This window comes from Halorussus ruber (assembly GCF_004765785.1).
Lineage (GTDB): Archaea > Halobacteriota > Halobacteria > Halobacteriales > Haladaptataceae > Halorussus > Halorussus ruber.
The window spans coordinates 97,527-115,240 of sequence record NZ_SBIT01000001.1 but is presented as its reverse complement, the minus strand read 5'-3'; the positions used below and the strand labels follow the sequence as shown (position 1 = coordinate 115,240).

Sequence of the window (17,714 nt, the reverse complement as noted above, 5' to 3'; positions counted from 1 at the left end):
CATGGTTACTGCATACGTCATGGTCAAGGCGAACACGGGCGAGGCGGACAGGCTCAAGAGCGCAATCATGGACCTCGACGGGGTGATAGACGCCCACATCGTCGCTGGCGACGTGGACATCATCGCCAAGTTGGACGTGGACTCACCCGCCGACGTGAAGGGAATCGCGGCCGACGGGATTCAGGGCGTCCGAGGCGTCGAGGACACCCAGACGTACATCGCTATGGATTAGCGCCGTCGTCCGAGTCTACATCGGTGCGCCACCGGGGCCACCCCGGCCGCCCGCGCCCCCCTCGTCGTAATTCTGTCTGGCGCGCTCGCGGAGACTCGCCGCAGGCTCCCCGTAGTCGTAGCCAGGGATGATGCCCTGCACCCACGTCCCCTCGACGTACTCCACGACCGCCAGCGCGTCCTCGGCGGCGTACTCCGGGTCGGCGCGGTCGAACTCGACGGTGACGACGACCTCCGCGTCCTCGCCCGACCCCTCGCGCTCGACTTCGGGCGGCGAGGCCGAATCGGCGTTGGTGACGGTGTGGGCGTCTTCGAGTCGCAACTCTAAGGTCTCGAACCAGCCGTCTTCGACCACCTCGGCGACCTCCTCGCCCTCGACTACGGCGTCGAGCATGGGCGCTCGGACCTCGACCTCGTAGTGGCGGGCCTCGTCCGGGTCGGTGTCAGTCGCGTCCTCCTCGGTGACTGTTACGACGCCCGGAAACGGTTTCTGGGGCGTCTCGAACTGGTCGTCGTCGGTCTGCTCGAAGTCTGGATGCTCGCGGAAAGCGCGTTCGACGGACTCGTCGGTCATTGGCTCTGGGTAGTGGATTCGGAGGAATGTGGGTTTCGACTGGGAGACGGTCGACCGTGTAGTGGGGTCCTCGTATTCGTGCGATGTTTAAAATGCTGAGGGTATCGTCAAAGTCATGTCCGTATCGTCGCGTTCCGCGACTCTCCGAGTTCGTACGTGCGAATTGAAACGCTACCTGTGTGGGAGGAGATACGCCAGAATCACCGGAAGGAGTTGGCAAGCGAACGTCGCTGATTCGCGCCGAGGTATGACAACTAATCGCAAAGAGAAAATCGCATATGTGAACACGGAACAAACAACAACCAGTTGAAACGAAGTGGAATGGTAAACGATCTACAGCTTATATATGCTCAAGGACTGCCTGCGTTAGTGATTTTCATGCGTGACAGAGACACGAAACCGGGAGAGGCGGAGAAAGGGCGACCGCGTGCGGGGTCTTTGTTCGACGTGATTACCCAGAAAATCAGGGATGGGCCGCTGGGGTCGAAAGTTCCTGACCTAAAGCGAGGTGAAACGCCCGACAATCCGTCAACGAGGCCACGAGAGTACGAGCGAACTGTGGATGACCACGACGAGGTCCTCCTCTGCTATAATTGCCGGACGCCCGTCGAGGAACTGGAAGGGCGATACAAAGGAGAACCGATTTGTGAAGTGCCTCGGGGTCAAGCCCCGTGGCATTCGCCTCGCACCACCTGTAAAGCCTGCTTCCGCACGTGGACGAGTCAGCAAAGCGCCGACCAGAAATAAACTCTGTTACGAGTTGGGAGTAGCACGCTCAGCCGATTTTCACGGCGTGCTGAGAAGGCGAGCACATGAAGCGGTCGCGGTGCTGTGCGGTTGGCGGTTGCGGTGCTGTGCGGTCGGCGGTACTGTGCGGTCGGCGGTCACGCACCAGCACTTCTACCGCGAGCGAACGAGCGAAGCGAGTGAGCGAGCGGGCCAAGGAACCCTCGAAGAAGCGCCTCCGGCGCTTCTGAGGGGGTGACGCCGTGCTTTTGGTCCAGCTTTTTATCGAGCGCAGTCGCCAGCGGCGACTGCGCTCGCAATAAAAAGGTGGTATGCGAGGGATGGGATTCGAACCCATGGACTCCTTCGAGAGCGGGTCTTAAGCCCGCCGCCTTTGGCCGCTCGGCAACCCTCGCGCAGGAGTGGATTGACGACTCTCCCCGAAGTGGGTTTCGGTCTGCTCGGACGAGGAAGGAAGTGGTAGAGTTCTATCCGATATGTAATTTTCCACTTACTACATACCCTTACATTGCTTTAGACATTGTTCTATTGTTTTAAGATAACAATATGATTTCTTTACCGCGGGATTTCGCTCCCGGCGCATTCATGTCGGAGAATCGGTCCGCCGTCACGAGTATTTAAATACCAGCGCGCAACGAACCCTGCCCGGACGCTTCGCGTGGTTATGGGCAGATAGCTGGCGAGTCAGTCAGCAGTGTCGTCTCGGCGACTCCGTCGCCTCGCTGGTGGCACCGGAGTCGCCCCTACCCCGTGACTGCCAGTCCGACTAACCGGAAACGGCTGTGCCAAAAAGAACGAGCGGCGCTTCTATTCGTGAATCTCGACCCGCTCGAGGAGGACCTCCTCGTTCGGGCTGTCGTTGTGGTCGGTCGGGACCGAGCCGATCTCCTCGACCACGTCCATGCCGTCTACGACCTTGCCGAAGACCGCGTGGCGGTCGTCGAGGTGCGGCTGGGCGTCGAGGGTGATGAAGAACTGCGAGCCGTTGGTGTCGGGACCGCTGTTGGCCATCGAGAGGATGCCAGCGTCGTCGTGGCGGAGTTCGTCGTGGAACTCGTCTTCGAACTCGTAACCGGGGCCGCCGCGGCCGGTGCCGGTCGGGTCGCCGCCCTGAATCATGAAGTCCGCGATGATGCGGTGGAAGGGCACGTCGCTGTACAGCGAGTCGCCGCGGACCTCGCCGGTCTCGGGGTCTTTCCACGTCGTGGTGTCCGGCGCGGGGTCGTCGTTCGCGGCGGGGTCGTGCTTCGCCAGATTGACGAAGTTCTCGACCGTTCGCGGGGCGCGCTCGTCGAAGAGCTGTACTTCTATCTCGCCGTGCGTCGTGTGAAGCGTCGCAGTCAGGTCGTCTGCCATAGTTCCGTGGACGGACCATAGACAGATAACGGTGCCGGACGCGACTAACGGGGCGCTCTCGCAGCGTCGTCTGCGCGAAAAAAGCGTGTCTACTGCAAATCGACGCTCGCGGCGGCTTGCAGGGTGTCGGCGATGCCCGGCGACTCGGCGAGGCGGACGACTCCCTGTTCGTCGTCGTGTTCCACGATACCCGCCTCGGTCAGCTTCGGCAGGTGGATTCGGTGGAGTTCGGTCCGCGTCTTCTCGATTTCGGCGGAGGTCAGCACCGCGCGGGTCTTCTCGGTCATCGACGCCGCGAGCAACTCCGCGAGTTCGTCCACCGAAAGCAGGTCTTCCGCCTGCGCGAGGTAGTGACAGACGCATCGCCGCCGGTGGTCCGAGAGCGCCCGGAACACCGGGTCGAGCGATTCGCTCTCGCTTCTGACTGGCAGTACGTCCTTCTCGGAGACGTGTGGCGTGGAGACGGTTTCTCCGTTCTCTTCCTTACTCATGTGTAGTGTGGGACGCTCGCAGTACGAACCGCGCCTGTGGCGGCGTCCCAACCACCCCCGTCGAGGCGCGCGCCGAGCGTCACTCCGTGCAACAAAAACCACCTTCCCGGAGAAAAGGGTACTGCCCGACAATTCATGCCGAAACCCTGAGACTCCCGAAAACGAGGAGGAAAGCGCCTCAGTCGTCGGCCGCCGTCTCGTCGGCTGTCGTCTCACCAGCCGCCGCCTGCTGGTCGGCTTCGAGCGTCGGACTCGACCAGTACTCGTGGTCTTCGACTCGCCGGAAGCAGGCCGCGCGGTGGCCCGCCGCGTCGTCGCGTTCGACTTCGTACTCGTCGGGGTCCTCTTGGGCGCAGACCTCCCGGGCGTAGGGACACCGAGTGTGGAACCGACATCCCGACGGCGGGTCCCGCGGCGATGGCACGTCGCCCGAGAGCGTCTCGACCTGCCGACCGTGTTCGCTGGTGTCGGCCCGCGGGACGCTCTCCAGCAGGGCCTCGGTGTAGGGATGGCCGGGGTTCTCGAATATCTCCTCGACGGGGCCGACCTCCACGATTTCGCCGAGATACATCACCGCCACGCGGTCGGAGATGTGCCGAACGACGCTCAGGTCGTGGGCGATGAACAGGTACGTCAGGCCGAACTCCTCCTGCAAGTCCTCCAAGAGGTTCAGAATCTGGGCCTGCACCGACACGTCCAGCGCCGAGACCGGTTCGTCGCACACGACGAAGTCCGGTTCGAGCGCCAAGGCCCGAGCGATGCCGATGCGCTGGCGCTGGCCGCCCGAGAACTCGTGAGGGTAGCGGTCAACCTGTCCGGCCGACAGGCCAACGCGCTCCATGAGTTCCGCGACGCGCTCGCGGCGCTCGGCCTTCGTGCCGATTTCGTGAACGTCGAGGGGTTCGCGCACGATTTCGCCCGCCGTCATCCGCGGGTCGAGACTGGAGAAGGGGTCCTGAAAGACGACCTGCGCGCGCTTTCGGAACTCGGTCAGGTCGTCCATCTCGAAGACGTTCTGGTCGTCGAAATGGACCGCGCCCCCGGTCGGTTCTCGCAGGTGGAGCAGGGTCTCGCCCGTGGTGGACTTGCCGCACCCGGACTCGCCGACCAGCCCGAGCGTCTCGCCTTCCTTGACCTCGAAGCTCACGCCGTCGACGGCCTGCACGCTCTCGGGTTCTCTGCCGAGGAGTCGGTCGGTGAAGTTGTCCCGCTCGTAGTAGTACTTCTCCAAGTCCTCGACGCGAACGAGCGGGTCAGTCATCCGCGCTCACCTCCTCGTCCTCGGCGGCAGCATCGCGCGCCCCCTCCGAGGTCCGCCGAGCGTCGCTCTCGAAGTAGTCCTCGGGGAGCGCCCGCGAGGGGTCGAACTCCTGTTGGGCGAGGACGCACCGGACGCCGTGTTCGCCCGCCGCGGTCTTCTCGTCTCGGGGTTCGCCGGTCTCCACATCGAACTCGGGAGGATGGCTCAGGCACTCCTCCATCGCCTTCGGACACCGGTCGGCGAAGTAACACCGGTCGTCCATCTCCGAGTCGATGAGGTCCGGCACGTTACCCTCGATGGGTTGCAGGCGGGGCGCGGGGTCGTCCAAGTCCGGAATCGACCCCAGCAAGCCCTGCGTGTAGGGGTGGACCGGGTGGTCGAACACGTCTTCCAACTCGCCGCGCTCGACGATTTCCCCGGCGTACATCACCCCGACGCGGTCGCACATCCTGGCGATGACGCCGAGGTTGTGAGTAATCATCACGATGCTCATGCCCGTCTCCTCCTGCAAGTCCCGCAGGAGGTCGAGAATCTGGGCCTGAATCGTCACGTCGAGCGCGGTGGTCGGTTCGTCGGCGATGAGAAGATCCGGTTCGCCCGCCAAGGCTTGGGCTATCATCGCGCGCTGGAGCATCCCGCCCGAGAACTGGTGGGGGTACTCGTCGGCGCGGTCGGCGGGGTCGGGAATCCCCACCTGTTCGAGGAGTTCGATGGCTCGCTCCTTGCTCTCGTCGCTGACGTAGTTGTGGCCCGGAAGGACGGTACTCGCCAGCATGTCGGTCAGGCCGAAGCCCTGCGTCCGAGACCGAGTCGAGCGCGGATTCGACCGCGCCCGGCGCTGGACCTCGACCGCCTCGGCGATCTGCTCGCCGACCGTAATCGAGGGGTTGAGGCTACTCATCGGGTCTTGGAAGATGGTGGCGAACGACGGCCCGCGGAGCGCGCGCCGGACGTTCTCGGGCACTTGGCGCACGTCCACGTAGTCGCCGTCCACCGCCTCGGGGTCGTCGTCGCGCACCTCGTCGGCGAGGTCGGGGTTGCGATACCAGACCTCGCCGCTGGTGATGCGACCGGGCGACTCCACGAGGTCGATGACCGACAGCGCGGTCACGCTCTTGCCTGACCCCGACTCGCCGACGATGCCGAAGACCTCGCCGTCGCGCACGTCGAAGTCCACCGACTCGACCGCGTTGATCTGGCCCTCCTCGGTGAAGAAGCGCGTCGAGAGGTCCCGAACGCGCAGGAGTTCGTCGGCCATCAGACGCCACCTCCCTCGCCCTCGATACCGGGGTCCAAGGCGTCACGAAGCCAGTCGCCGACGAGGTTGATGCCGATGACCGTCAGCACGATTGCCAGTCCCGGCACGGTCGAAATCCACCACGACGACGAGAGGTAGTCGCGTCCCTGCGCGATGTCGAAGCCCCACGAGAGGCTGGTCCCCGAGAATCCGAGGAACGAGAGGGCCGATTCGAGCAGGATGATGGCCGCGATTTGGATGGTCGCCAGCACGAGAATCGGCGTCACGCTGTTGGGCAGGACGTGCTTGCGGATGATGAACCCGTCGTCCGCGCCGACCGAGCGCGCCGCCTTGACGTACTCCTCGCCGTTGATGGACAGGGCCTCGCCGCGAGCGACGCGAGCGAACCAGACCCAGTTGACCAGTCCGACGACGATGATGACCGTCCCCGGTAAGGCGAACGTCTCGGGCATGTTCGGCGCGATACCGGCCTGCACGAGCGGGTCGGGGAGCCTGACCACCGCCCGACCGAACAGGCCGACGAGTGCGACCGCCAGCACCAGCGACGGGAAGGCGAGCATGATGTCGGCGCTCCGCATCAGCGCGTCGTCTACCTTCCCGCCGTAGTAGCCCGCGACCAGTCCGACCGCGACTCCGACCGTCGCGGCGATAACCGTGCCGAACAGGCCGACCAGCAGGGAGGTCCGCGCGCCGTAGATGACCCGCGAGAGCATGTCCCGGCCGAGCGCGTCGGTGCCGAGGGGATATTTTGGTTTCGCCGAGACGGTGACGGTCTCGTTGACGACTTCGACAGATCCGTTGACGATTTCGGAACTGGTTTCGGTCGTGGTCTTGCTGAAGCCAAGCGGCGGGAGTTGCGAGTCGTCGAGGGTCTGGTTGGTCGGGTTGTGCGGCGCGAGTAACGGTGCGAAGATTGCGACCAGCACGACGACCACGACGACGACGATGCCGATTTTGGCCAGCGCGCTCTGTCGGAGTTCCTTCCGGAGATTCCGGAGCGTTCTCGGTGAAAACATTAGTGAACCACCTGCGGATTGATGTAGGCGTACAGCGCGTCCACGAAGATGTTGATGAGGACGAACCCGGTCCCGATGACGATGAGCGACCCCTGAATCAGCGGCCAGTCGCGGGCGTTGATGGCGTCGATGAGCAGGGTGCCCAGTCCCGGCCACGCGAAGACGGCCTCGGTGATGACCGCGCCGCCGATGAGGGTGCCGAGTTGGAGTCCCAGCACCGTGATGACCGGAATCAGGGTGTTGCGGAGCGCGTGCTTGTACCGGACCAGCGTCTCGGGCAGGCCCTTCGCCCGAGAGGCCCGGACGTATGGCTTGCCGAGTTCGTCCAGCATCCCGCTCCGGGTCAGTCGAGTGATGAGCGCAGTGAAGTAGGTGCCCAGCGTGATGGCCGGGAGCGTGATGTGCGCGAGCCAGTTCACCAGTCCCGAGAAGTCGAACTGGGTCACGAGCATCCCGATTGCGGGGGCCAGACCGATACCGCGACGACTCGTCGGGAAGAGGCCGAACTGGACCGACAGCACCAGCACGAGCATGATGCCCAGCCAGAAGTTCGGCGTCGAGATGCCGACCAGCGAGAAACTCGTCGCGGCGTAGTCGGCGGGTTCGTGTCGCCGCGTCGCCGAGACGACGCCCAGCGGAATCGAGAGGACCACCGCCACGACGCTGGCGGCGACCGCCAACTCGACAGTGGCCGGGAGGCGGGCGAAAATCAGCTTGCTGGCCTCGATTCCCTGAATGTACGAATACCCCATGTCGCCCTGTAACAGGCTGACGAGGTAGTCGAAGTACTGGACGTAGAACGGTCTGTTCAGACCCAACTCGCGGGCAATTTGCTCACGCAACTCCTGTCCGGCGTCCAGCGGCGCGACGAACGTAATCGGGTTGCCCGGCGTGACGTACCGCAGGGCGAACACCGCGGTCACGACACCCCAGACGACGAACACGCCTTGGACGCTACGCTTGAGCAGGAATCGTCCCATCGACATCAGCCATCACTCCATCGAGGCGAAAACATGGGTCGGTGTTACTGACCTTCGGCGGGTTCCATCGCGTAGGCGTCGATGCGCTCGTCGCGGCGGGCCTGCCACTTGACGCGGTTTTGCACGCCGTAGACGCTGTACTGTCGATTGAGGTAAATCCAAGGCGCTTGGTCGTGGAGCGTCTTGTTGACTTGCTGAAGCGTCTGGTCGCGCTGACTCTCGTCCGCCTGACTCTGGGCCTGATTCATCTGCTGGTCGACCTGCTCGTTGCTGTAGGAGCTGAGCGCCCCGTCGGTCGTCAGCAACGGGATGATGGTCTGACTCGCGTCGAACGTCGCGTTCCCCCAGCCGATGAGGTAGAAGTCCGGACTGGTTTCGAGGTTGCCGTCGGTGAGTTCGCCCGCCAGCGTCGCGAACTCGCGCTGTTTGACCGAACACGAGACGTTCGAGAGCTGGTCGATCTGGTTGGCGACCGCTTGGGCGATTTCCACGTCCTTCAGGTACCGGCCGACCGGCGTGTGGAGCGTGATGGAGGCTCCGGCGTGGCCGCTCTCCTCGACCAACTGCTCGGCCTTCGACTTGTTGTGCGGGAACGGGTTCACGTCGGAGTTGTACCCGAAGAAGCCTTCGAGCGTGGGTTGGCCGGTCGGGTCCGCGAATCCCGACAGCACGTTCTCGATGATGCTTTCGAGGTTCACCGCGTGGTTCATCGCCCGCCGGAACTTCGGACTGGAGAACGGCTCGACGTTGTACTTCATCGCGTTGTAGATGATGCGCGTACTCGGTGCCGCGCTGATTCGGGTGCTTCCGTTGTTCTTGACCCGCGAAATCGCTTGGGGCGGGACGTTGACGATGACGTCGCTCTCGCCCTCCAGCAGTTGGTTCACGCGAGTGCTGGACTCTTTCGCCGCGCGGAAGGTCAGCGACGTGACCGCTGCGGGTTCGCGCCAGTAGTCCTCGTAGCGCGAGAACTCGACTTTCACGTTCGACTGGTACTCCTCGAGCTTGAAGGGGCCGGTCCCGTTCATCTGCTGGGCGATTTCGGACTTCGAGCGCCCTTCGACCCACGACTTCTGCATGATGTCACAGTAGGTGGCGAACAGCGAGAACACGATGGGGTTGACGCCGTCGGACATCACGTCGACCGCTCGCTGGCCGTCTACCACCTCCGCTCCCGTGACCCCCGCGAGTTGGTCGGCCTGCGGGCTGGCAATGCTCACGTCCTGCTTGACGATGCGGTTGATACTGAACGCCACGTCCTCGGGAGTGAGTTGGTCGCCGTTGTGGAAGGTGACGCCCTCCCGAATCTGGAACCGAACCCGGCCCGGCTCCTGTCGCTCGTAGCCCGTCGCCAGTTTTTGGACGATTTTCCCCTTCTGGTCGCGGCCCAGCAAGCCCTCGTAGGCGTGCAAGACCACGTTGTCGGTCGGAGTCGACCGGTGGTTCTGGGGGTCGAGCGTGGTCGGCATCTGCCCCTGCGTAATCGTGACGGGGAACTCGCCCGAAGCGTCGCCGCTCTCGGTCGTCTCGGTTTCGGTCTCCGCCTCGGTCGTCGTGGTTTCGGTGCCAGTCGTCGTCTGCTGGCCGCCGCCACCGCCGGTACACCCTGCGACCGATGCGGTCGCCGCTGCAGTACCTGCCGCTTTGAGGAACGTCCGTCGAGACGCGCCTTCGTCGTGCGCCATATCCAGTACAACATCTACTGGGGCATAAATATGCTGTGGTGAACCACACCATTCGCCGGTCTCCGGGTTCGTATGACCTGTCAGCGGTTCTGGGCCGTAAGTTTAAGTTGTCGGGAAACGATACGTGATATATGGCCGTTCACGGCCGTTCCTCCCCGCTCCGGGCATTGTTCGACGAATCGCCCACGCCGCACATCGCTCACCCGCCGCGGACGCATCACCGCGATTTCTACGTCGCCACCGACGGTTCGTACAACCTCGACAGCGACGAGGGTGGACTGGGCGCTATCATCGAAACGCGAGACGGCGAGCAGGTCGCGCGCCTCTCGGTCCCCGACGACTCGGTCGCGGACAACAACATCGCCGAGTATCGGGCGCTCCACCTCGGACTCGACGTACTGGCGGCGCGCGCACCACCGGGGTCCCACGTCGGCGTCCTCGTTGACCACGACGACCTCGCCGCGAACGTCAACAGCGCGACGCTGGCGACCCGCCGGACCGACCACACGCCCCCGCGGAAACTCACGGTTCCGCCGGAGGGGCGCAACCACTGGCGAGGAATTCGCGCTCGAGTCTGCCGATTCGGCGAGGTCCGCGCGGCGGTCCTCGAAAGCGACCAGAACCCGGCCCACGCGCTGGCCAACGCTCCCGAGGAGTACGCCCACGTCAATCGCCAGACCGACCGGTGTCTCCTCCCCGAGTGCCCGGAGTCCAGCGAATCCCAAATTCCGCCGCCGTCGCGGGCCGACCGGCGGGCCAGCGACTCGCGAGCCAGCGACTGACCGACTCCGAGCGGCCGATTCCGGACGGAGCCGCGGCTATCCGGTTCCCGCGGTACGGCTCTCCGTCCACGGGGTCGGGGGGCCCCCCCGCCGCGGGGGGCCCCCCCCGGGGGGGGGGGGGAGCCCCCCCGCCGGCGTGTCGAGAGCCACCGGCGAGCGTCGCCACTCGGCCGTCGATGGCCGACGCTCGACAGGGCTGACGTTCGCCGATTCCAATCTGGCGGCGGGGGTTTCTGTAGCCACTCCGGCGGCCGCTCGCGCGGCCAGTTCGACCCCGCTCCCGAGCGAGGAGAAACCGGGCTACTCGACCAAGCCCACGGCGCGCATGTGCTTGCGAAGTTCCTCCTCGGAATCGAACGGTTCGCCGCAGGCTTCGCAGACGTACTCCTGCTGTTCCATCTCCGAACCGCCTCGCTCTGACTCCTCGTGTTCGCCCATAGCCCAAGAGACGACCGGAGCAAGGGTAAGGTTTGCCCGAGGAGGCGCTGGCTCAGTGCGGCGAGGACACTCACGAGTAGCGCGGGACAGGTGGTCGCCGACTCGTGGGTCCGTCGAGGAGGCACGCCACGGGTTGGTCCCGTCCTCGTATTTCAACCCTCGCACGTTCGAGGTTCGGACTAGAGCAATTTATACACGTGCTAAGAATAGGACTTTAGTCCCTTAAGAAATGTATAGTTGTCTTTAGGGAGTGCGCTGCAGCGACCGGCCGACGCCAGCGGTCGCGGAGCGACGGACGAGAGACGCACCGATAGCCGCCGAAACCCGTCTCAGTCGCGCAACCGGAAACGATACGGACCGGCGACTCCTCGGTATCGACCATGAACGCACGCGACCTGATGACGACCGACGTAGAGACGGTCCACCGCGACGACGAGATAAGCGAGGTCCTGACGCGCCTCGGGAGCGCGGACTTCAACGGCTTCCCGGTCGTGGACGACGACGACCGAGTCGTGGGTATCGTGACCCAACACGACCTCGTTCACATCTTCCAGCCGAGCGACCGCACCCTCTGGATTCCGGTCGGCCTCCCGCCCTTCCTCGAGACGCTCGAATACGCCATCGACCTCTCGTGGGACGACCTCGACAGGGAACTCGACCTGCTGAAACACGCCGGCAAGCCCGTCAGCACCGTCATGACCGACGACGTGGTGACGGTCCGCCCCGACGACGACTTCGACCGCCTCCTCGACTTGCTGGCCGACGACGAACGGGACATCAACCGCCTGCCGGTCGTGGACGACGACGGGAAACTGCTGGGCATCGTGGCCCGCCAAGACGTGCTTCGCGCGGTTCGGGACGAGCGTCGGAAGGGAGAGGTCGGGTTGTAGTCAAGCGACGTTAGCTTCTCGAGCGTCGCTTCTTCGGCGGAGACAACTACCCAGAATTGGGTGGTGACGTTTTAGAAAACTCCCGCCCGATCGCGGTCACGTGAGCGGAGTCTTGCTGAGCGGAGCGAGGCAATGGCTCGGAAGACGCGGGTTGTCTCCCGGCGGTCGCTGAGTGGGATATTCGACGCTCTCCGCGCCGGAGGACAACTTCATTTCTCGCAACCGGCAAACGCTGGCACCCATCGAAACGTTGACCCTCCGGGGAGGGCCAGTTTGAACGTGAGCAGATACCGGGACTTCGCGCTGTTCGTCGCGCTGGCCGCGGTCTGGGGGTCGGCGTTCATGGCCATCAAGGCCGGACTCGCCTACTTCCCGCCGGTCCTCTTCGCCGCGATTCGCTACGACATCGCGGGCGTGCTGATGCTGGCCTACGCCGTCTACGCCACCGACCGGTGGCGACCCCGGACCCGCGGCGAGTGGTCGCTGGTGCTGGTCGGCGGAAGCCTGATGATCGCCGCCTACCACGCTCTCCTCTTCGTCGGCGAGGGGTACGCGGGCGTCACCAGCGCCGTCGCCGCGGTCGTCGTCAGCCTCAACCCAGTCCTGACCACCGGGTTCGCTCGGGCGCTCCTCCCCAGCGAGCGTCTGACTCCCGCGGGAATCGCCGGGTTGCTGTTGGGACTGGTCGGCGTCGTCGTCCTGAGCGACCCGGACCCGAACAACCTCCTGACCTCGGGCGTCGTCGGCGAACTGCTGGTCTTCGCGGCCGCGGCGTCGTTCGCGTTGGGGAGTGTCCTGACCCGGCGCATCGAGGCCCAACTTCCCATCGAGACGATGGAAGCGTGGTCGATGCTTCTGGGCGCGCTGCTGATGCACGCCGTGAGCGTCGCCCGACCGAGCGAATCCTTCGCCGCGGTGCAGTGGACCCCCGAGGCCGTCTGGGCGATGGCGTACCTCTCCATCGCCGCGAGCGCACTCGGCTTTCTGGTCTACTTCGACCTGCTGGAGCGTCTCGGTCCCATCGAAATCAACCTCGTCTCCTACGTCGCGCCGATTTTCGCCGCGCTCTCGGGGTGGTGGTTCCTGAACGAGGTCATCGACCTCACCACGGTCGCGGGCTTTCTCGTCATCTTCGCCGGGTTCTGTCTGGTGAAACGCGAGGCGCTGGCCCGCGAACTCCCTAAACTTCGGTCCGTCGTCTCGCGCCAGTAGCGCCGTGACTCCACAAGGACTTTAGCCTCCGGCCGAACACCACGGAGCAATGACCGAACGGGGCAACGAGTTTCCGGGGTTCGCGCCCGAGCGGGACCAATCGGGAGCCTCCTCGCAGAGCCACTTGTCGCGGGCCGCGACCGCGCTCTTCGTCGTCGGACTGGCGGTCGTCGCCGTGAACAGCGCGCTCTACTTTTTCGGCGTCGAGACGCTGTCGCATCCAGCGGTTTCGCTGGCGGGATTGACGCTGTTGGTGCCGCGGTATCTGGACGAGCGATAGGACGAGAAGCCGAAACGGAAAGGCCGAAATCGGGGCGGCGAGGATGCGGGACCGCGTCGGAGCAGCGGGAGGGCGGAACAGCAGGAGGGCGGCCGAACAGCGGTCCGAACGTGGCGGAGGGCCGAAGCGTTACTCGCTCTTGTGGCCGTGACCTGCGAGGAGGGCCGCGACGTTCAGCGCGAGCAGGCCGATGAAGGTCAGCAACTCGCCCTGCGTGGAGATGCCCGAGAGCAGGAGCGGCAGGTAGAGGAAGGGCAGCGCGATCGCCGACCAGAAGCCCACGACCTCGAAGGGCGTCGTGAGGGCGTGTTCTTGGTAGCGGTCGTACATCGCGGCCAGTTTGGTTCGCCCAGCGGTCGCCTCGCCGGCGTCCGCGGGGGAGGTGATGGAGCCGTTTTCGTTTTGGAGGGAAGATTCGCTCATGGGGACGTCTCGACCTCACTCGTTCGTTACACGGCAGGGGTCATATAACGGGCCGAGCGTTAGCGCGATTTCAGAACCGTTCACCGCCAACGATGTGTGAAGAAACACCTTTCAAAACAGGCTCTAAACCGTTCATAAAATTTAAAACCGGCTCTAAGCGTTTTTCTCTCGCCTAATCCGACATGAGAAATGCCGCCATACTCGGAGGCGCTCTCGGTAATCAGGCCTTGCCTGTGGGCCGATAGCCCGCGACAACGTCGAGGTTACGCTCGGCGTCGAGCCCTCGCAAAGGGTGACATCCTCACCCGCCCTGAAGGGCGGGGCCTCCTACAAGGACGGCCTCGCGCTGGAGGTTTCAGGACGACGGTTCCGCACGCGTCATCTGTCCGGGTTTCGGACTCGGCGTGCGGTGTCCTGTGGTGCTGTCACAAGCACTCCCATCCCGAGGCGAGTCATCGGTGTCCGGTTTCAGCGCACACCTCTCTCCCCACCGGTCGAAGCGCGTAGCGATGTTCACACTCGCGTTGATGTCTCCGTGATACTCCGACACCCAACAGTCGTCGTTCGGGCAGCGAAACGTCGCTTGGGTGTTCCGCTGACCGACGTGCCCGCACTCGTGGCAGGTCTGACTCGTGTACGCCGGATTGACGAACCGAACCGGGATACCCTCCTCGCGGGCCTTGTCCTCGATTCGACCAGCGAGTCGAGCAAACGCCCACGAATGCAGACGCCGGTTCATGTATTTGCCGTAGTCCATCGACTCACGGATGTACGACAGGTCTTCGAGAACGATAACCGGGTTCTCGAAGCGTTGGGCGTACTCGACCGCCTGTCGAGTCGCCGTCTCCACGATGTCCGTCAAAGCGTTCTGGTAGTAGTCGAACCGCTCGTCAATCCGCCAGTCGGCGTCACGTTCTTGCAGACGGCGGAGGGTCGTGAACATCTCCTTGCGGAGGTGTCGGGCGCGTCCACCGTCGAACAGCATGGGTTGGGTCGGAGTATCGTCCTGAAGGGCACAGCCCGTCAGGAGATTGGCCTCACCGATGTCGAACCCGACCGGCGTCGGGTCGTCCGGTACGTCTGGGTCCGCGACCGCATACTCGACGGTGACGTGCAACACCCACGTCGTGCGGTGTTCTTGCAGTCGGAACTCGCCGACCGACACGTCGCCGTCGAGGAGGTCGCCCCACAACTCGCGTTGGGCGGGATTGATGCGGAGCGGAATCCAGAAGGCGTTACCACGCCCCGCCTGCGGGACGCGCCAGCAGAACTCGTGCGCGGTCCTCGGAGTGGTCGAGTCGCCAGCCTCGGTTCGTGAACCGAACTGGGTGGTCGTCTTCGATGTCTCCGGCGTTGTACGTCCGGCGGAGTTGCGGGACGTAGGATTTGAGCACATCCTTGGCGTAGGACGTGAGCGTGTATGGCGTCACCACGTCGTTGACCGCTGTCTGGGTGTCTGCGCCGCTCTCGAAGGCATCTTCGAGGGCGCGACGATACGTCGCCACGGTTCGTTGAAGCCGTCGCTCTTTGTGCGCTGTCGGTGGCGCGAGCGTGGCTTCCAGCGTTTTCGTGACAGTCGCGGCCACAACCAACCAATAGAACACAATCTAGGTAAAAGTGACGATACATACACTATGCACGAACCAGAATCTCGACGTCAGCGAAGACGAGGACGAACGATTGAACACGGTGAAAGACGCACACCGGCTAACGTGGCCCGGGCTCGTGCGACAAGAAGCAAAGGTAAGATTCAGGAGTGGAGGACAGATAGCCACCCAGAACCCGAACCGAGTGACTGAGCGAACGCGATTCTTCTCCGCCGTAAACGACGGGGTATCCTCACTACCGTCTCTATGAAGAGGCCGAGCGAACGAGCTAGTCGTATGAGCGAGCAGGCGGACTGGATGCGACCCGAGGACGACCACTTGCTCGCCTTGCTCCGCGCCGAGCGCAAGGACACGTTCAACACCATCACCGAACAGATGCCTCTCGCCCGCGAGGAGGTCGCGGCGCGCTGTCGAACGCTGGCGGCCCACGGACTGGTCGAACACCTCGGAAGCGACATCTACACCATCAGCCCACTCGGCAGACGGTATCTCGATGGTGGGGTCGAGGCCTCGGACCTCGACGAAGACGGCCACTGAGGCGACTGCCGGAACGTTCTTTGAGTCCTCCTGTGAACCGGTACGCAGTGACGTACCATGCCTGATAGCGACCTCGTCGCCGAGAAGACCGAACAGGCCGCCGACGTGCTGGCCGAACAGGACGTAGACTGCTGGCTCACCTTCTGCCGGGAGACGACCGAAATTCCGGAGCCGTGTCTACCCTTCCTGCTCGGGTTCGACGTGGTGTGGCCGACCGCAATTCTGGTCTCGAAAGAGGGCCGGTCGGCGGTCGTCATCGGCCGCCACGACGCGCCGAACGCCCGCGAACTGCCTCACGAGGTCCACCCCTACGACGAGTCGCTGGAGGAGCCACTGCTCGACCTGCTCGGCGAACTCGACCCCGAGGAGATCGCGGTCAACTACTCGCGGGACGACAACACCGCCGACGGTCTGACTCACGGCATGTACCTCCGACTGCGGGACCTCCTCGAAGGAACGGACTACGAGGACGCGCTGACGAGCGCCGAGGGCGTAGTTTCGGCAGTCCGGGGGGTCAAATCCGCCACCGAGCGCGACCGCGTTCGGCAGGCGGTCGAGACCACCGAGGTCCTCCTCGACGACATGACCGACCGGTGGGACCCCGACTGGACCGAAGCCGACGTCTCCGACTGGCTTCACGCCCGGATGGACGACAGGGACCTCGGGAGCGCGTGGAGTTGGGACTACTGTCCGACGGTCCACGCGGGCGGTGAGAGCGAAGTCGGCCACACCCTGCCGGGCGACCTGACGCTTCCGGCGGGCGAGGTCCTGCACATCGACTTCGGCGTGACGCAGGACGGTTACAGCGCCGACATGCAGCGACTGTTCTACCGACCGTCGGAGGAGAATCCCGAACCGCCCGAGGAGCTACGCGAGGCGTTCGCGGACGTCCGGGCCGCCATCGAGGCGGGGCGAGAGCAAATCGCGCCGGGCGTGCAGGGTTACGAAGTCGATTCGGCCGCGCGCGAGGAGCTAACCGGTCGCGGCTGGCCGGAGTACCAGCACGCCTTCGGCCATCAAGTCGGGCGGAACGCCCACGACGGCGGCACTCTGCTCGGACCTCGATGGGACCGGTACGGATCAGCGCCCGAAGGCGAGATTCGCGCGGGCGAGATTTACACGATGGAGTTGGGTGCGGCGACTGAGTGGGGGTACCTCGGTCTGGAGGAGATGGTGCTAGTGACCGAGAGCGGGACCGAGTGGCTTACCGAACCCCAAAAAGAGCTGCTGACACTCGCGGATTGAGCCGTCCGAGTCGGGGATAGCGAGACGGATACTTCTTGATTTCCGAGACTGGCGGAACGGTCGAAACTGTCGGGAGCGACGGGGGCGTTTACGATGTCCTGCTGAGTGGTGACTCGATAGATGCGGGCACCCCCGCACCGACGAATCGAAAGCCATGCCCTCGACACCGAACTCCGAATCCATGAACCGAAAAGCGACTTTCGACCTACTGAGTAGCTCCGTGCGCCGAACGCTCGTCGCGGTCCTCCACGAGTCGGGGTCGGTCGAGCGCGACCAGTTGACCGAGACGCTGGCGACGGCCGAGACTGACGACGACCAGGCCGCCGAGGAGGTCCGTCGTCGGATTCGCATCTCGCTCCACCACAACCACCTCCCCCGGCTGGCCAAAGAGGGCTGGGTCGTCTACGACGAGGAGACGGTCGCGCCGACGAACCGACTCGACGAGGCCGCCAGCGAACTCGCCAACTTCGTCGACGGCGACGGAGTGTTCGCCCGGGTCTGACGATGGTCGTCCACAGACTCCAATGCACGGAGTGTCGTGAGACCAGAGTCGGCCGCGACACCGACGACGGGATTGCGCCGGTCATGCAGACGTGTCCGAACTGCGGTGCGGCGTCCTACGAACCGCTGGCCGCGGCGAGAAGCGACTGAGTCGCACTCGCAGCTCGACGGTTCTCGTTTTCCGGGTTAGAACCTTGCTA

General features: G+C 64.3%; 19 protein-coding genes, 1 tRNA gene and 1 pseudogene. 9 read left to right on the top strand and 12 right to left on the bottom strand.

Annotation, left to right across the window (positions count from 1 at the left end; translation table 11 throughout):
- Position 1 precedes the first annotated feature (1 nt).
- Positions 2-232, top strand: coding sequence for an Lrp/AsnC family transcriptional regulator (locus tag EPL01_RS05125; RefSeq protein ID WP_135824184.1), 231 nt, complete (start codon positions 2-4; stop codon positions 230-232).
- Between the two features lie 15 nt (positions 233-247).
- Here the strand turns inward: EPL01_RS05125 and EPL01_RS05120 are convergent, their stop codons facing one another.
- The 9 genes from EPL01_RS05120 to EPL01_RS05080 form a co-directional block, all read right to left on the bottom strand.
- Positions 248-805, bottom strand: coding sequence for a DUF5813 family protein (locus EPL01_RS05120; protein ID WP_135824183.1), 558 nt, complete (start codon positions 803-805; stop codon positions 248-250).
- A 1,059-nt stretch (positions 806-1,864) separates the two neighbouring features.
- A tRNA-Leu gene (locus EPL01_RS05115) sits at positions 1,865-1,947 on the bottom strand.
- Positions 1,948-2,359: 412 nt separating this feature from the next.
- The gene (locus tag EPL01_RS05110; protein ID WP_135824182.1) at positions 2,360-2,908 is read right to left on the bottom strand and encodes a peptidylprolyl isomerase; all 549 of its coding nucleotides are present in this window, start codon (positions 2,906-2,908) and stop codon (positions 2,360-2,362) included.
- Between the two features lie 89 nt (positions 2,909-2,997).
- Entirely contained in the window at positions 2,998-3,399 is a 402-nt protein-coding gene (locus EPL01_RS05105; protein ID WP_135824181.1) for a DUF7344 domain-containing protein, read from the bottom strand.
- A gap of 178 nt (positions 3,400-3,577) precedes the next feature.
- Entirely contained in the window at positions 3,578-4,660 is a 1,083-nt protein-coding gene (locus tag EPL01_RS05100) for an ABC transporter ATP-binding protein (protein WP_135824180.1), read from the bottom strand.
- The gene (locus tag EPL01_RS05095; RefSeq protein WP_135824179.1) at positions 4,653-5,918 is read right to left on the bottom strand and encodes an ABC transporter ATP-binding protein; all 1,266 of its coding nucleotides are present in this window, start codon (positions 5,916-5,918) and stop codon (positions 4,653-4,655) included. Before EPL01_RS05095 ends, EPL01_RS05100 begins: the two co-directional genes overlap by 8 nt.
- The gene (locus EPL01_RS05090; protein WP_135824178.1) at positions 5,918-6,934 is read right to left on the bottom strand and encodes an ABC transporter permease; all 1,017 of its coding nucleotides are present in this window, start codon (positions 6,932-6,934) and stop codon (positions 5,918-5,920) included. The genes EPL01_RS05095 and EPL01_RS05090 overlap by 1 nt, the downstream gene beginning before the upstream one ends.
- A complete protein-coding gene (locus EPL01_RS05085; RefSeq protein ID WP_135824177.1) occupies positions 6,934-7,920 on the bottom strand; it encodes an ABC transporter permease in 987 nt (328 codons plus the stop codon). The genes EPL01_RS05090 and EPL01_RS05085 overlap by 1 nt, the downstream gene beginning before the upstream one ends.
- A 38-nt stretch (positions 7,921-7,958) precedes the next feature.
- Complete coding sequence (locus EPL01_RS05080; RefSeq protein ID WP_168215816.1) at positions 7,959-9,599, bottom strand: ABC transporter substrate-binding protein; 1,641 nt, start codon at positions 9,597-9,599, stop codon at positions 7,959-7,961.
- Positions 9,600-9,730: 131 nt separating this feature from the next.
- On the opposite strand from EPL01_RS05080, the gene EPL01_RS05075 reads away from it, so the two are divergent.
- On the top strand, positions 9,731-10,381 hold the full coding sequence (locus tag EPL01_RS05075; protein ID WP_135824176.1) for a reverse transcriptase-like protein: 651 nt from the start codon (positions 9,731-9,733) through the stop codon (positions 10,379-10,381).
- A gap of 300 nt (positions 10,382-10,681) precedes the next feature.
- Here EPL01_RS05075 and EPL01_RS05070 read toward each other — a convergent pair whose 3' ends face one another.
- Positions 10,682-10,819, bottom strand: coding sequence for a C2H2-type zinc finger protein (locus EPL01_RS05070; RefSeq protein ID WP_135824175.1), 138 nt, complete (start codon positions 10,817-10,819; stop codon positions 10,682-10,684).
- Positions 10,820-11,199: 380 nt separating this feature from the next.
- On the opposite strand from EPL01_RS05070, the gene EPL01_RS05065 reads away from it, so the two are divergent.
- The 3 genes from EPL01_RS05065 to EPL01_RS05055 all read left to right on the top strand — a co-directional run bounded on the left by EPL01_RS05065 (position 11,200) and on the right by EPL01_RS05055 (position 13,201).
- Entirely contained in the window at positions 11,200-11,709 is a 510-nt protein-coding gene (locus EPL01_RS05065) for a CBS domain-containing protein (RefSeq protein WP_135824174.1), read from the top strand.
- Positions 11,710-11,988: 279 nt separating this feature from the next.
- Positions 11,989-12,921 carry a DMT family transporter gene (locus tag EPL01_RS05060; protein WP_135824173.1) on the top strand — a complete coding sequence of 311 codons (933 nt, stop codon included), beginning with the start codon at positions 11,989-11,991 and terminating at the stop codon, positions 12,919-12,921.
- 49 nt (positions 12,922-12,970) lie between these two features.
- Entirely contained in the window at positions 12,971-13,201 is a 231-nt protein-coding gene (locus EPL01_RS05055) for a hypothetical protein (RefSeq protein ID WP_135824172.1), read from the top strand.
- A gap of 129 nt (positions 13,202-13,330) precedes the next feature.
- Here EPL01_RS05055 and EPL01_RS05050 read toward each other — a convergent pair whose 3' ends face one another.
- Both EPL01_RS05050 and EPL01_RS05045 read right to left on the bottom strand, forming a co-directional pair.
- Complete coding sequence (locus EPL01_RS05050; RefSeq protein ID WP_135824171.1) at positions 13,331-13,624, bottom strand: DUF8028 family protein; 294 nt, start codon at positions 13,622-13,624, stop codon at positions 13,331-13,333.
- A 355-nt stretch (positions 13,625-13,979) separates the two neighbouring features.
- Positions 13,980-15,210: pseudogene (locus tag EPL01_RS05045) on the bottom strand (RNA-guided endonuclease TnpB family protein).
- A 297-nt stretch (positions 15,211-15,507) separates the two neighbouring features.
- Between EPL01_RS05045 and EPL01_RS05035 the strand changes: the two are divergent.
- From EPL01_RS05035 to EPL01_RS21475, 4 genes are all read left to right on the top strand, one after another.
- Complete coding sequence (locus tag EPL01_RS05035) at positions 15,508-15,768, top strand: hypothetical protein (protein WP_135824169.1); 261 nt, start codon at positions 15,508-15,510, stop codon at positions 15,766-15,768.
- A 57-nt stretch (positions 15,769-15,825) separates the two neighbouring features.
- Positions 15,826-17,013: a M24 family metallopeptidase gene (locus EPL01_RS05030; RefSeq protein ID WP_135824168.1), complete on the top strand. Its 1,188-nt coding sequence runs from the start codon at positions 15,826-15,828 to the stop codon at positions 17,011-17,013.
- A 181-nt stretch (positions 17,014-17,194) separates the two neighbouring features.
- Positions 17,195-17,515, top strand: coding sequence for a DUF7344 domain-containing protein (locus EPL01_RS05025; protein WP_135824167.1), 321 nt, complete (start codon positions 17,195-17,197; stop codon positions 17,513-17,515).
- A 2-nt stretch (positions 17,516-17,517) separates the two neighbouring features.
- Entirely contained in the window at positions 17,518-17,664 is a 147-nt protein-coding gene (locus tag EPL01_RS21475; protein ID WP_168215815.1) for a hypothetical protein, read from the top strand.
- Positions 17,665-17,714 lie beyond the last annotated feature (50 nt).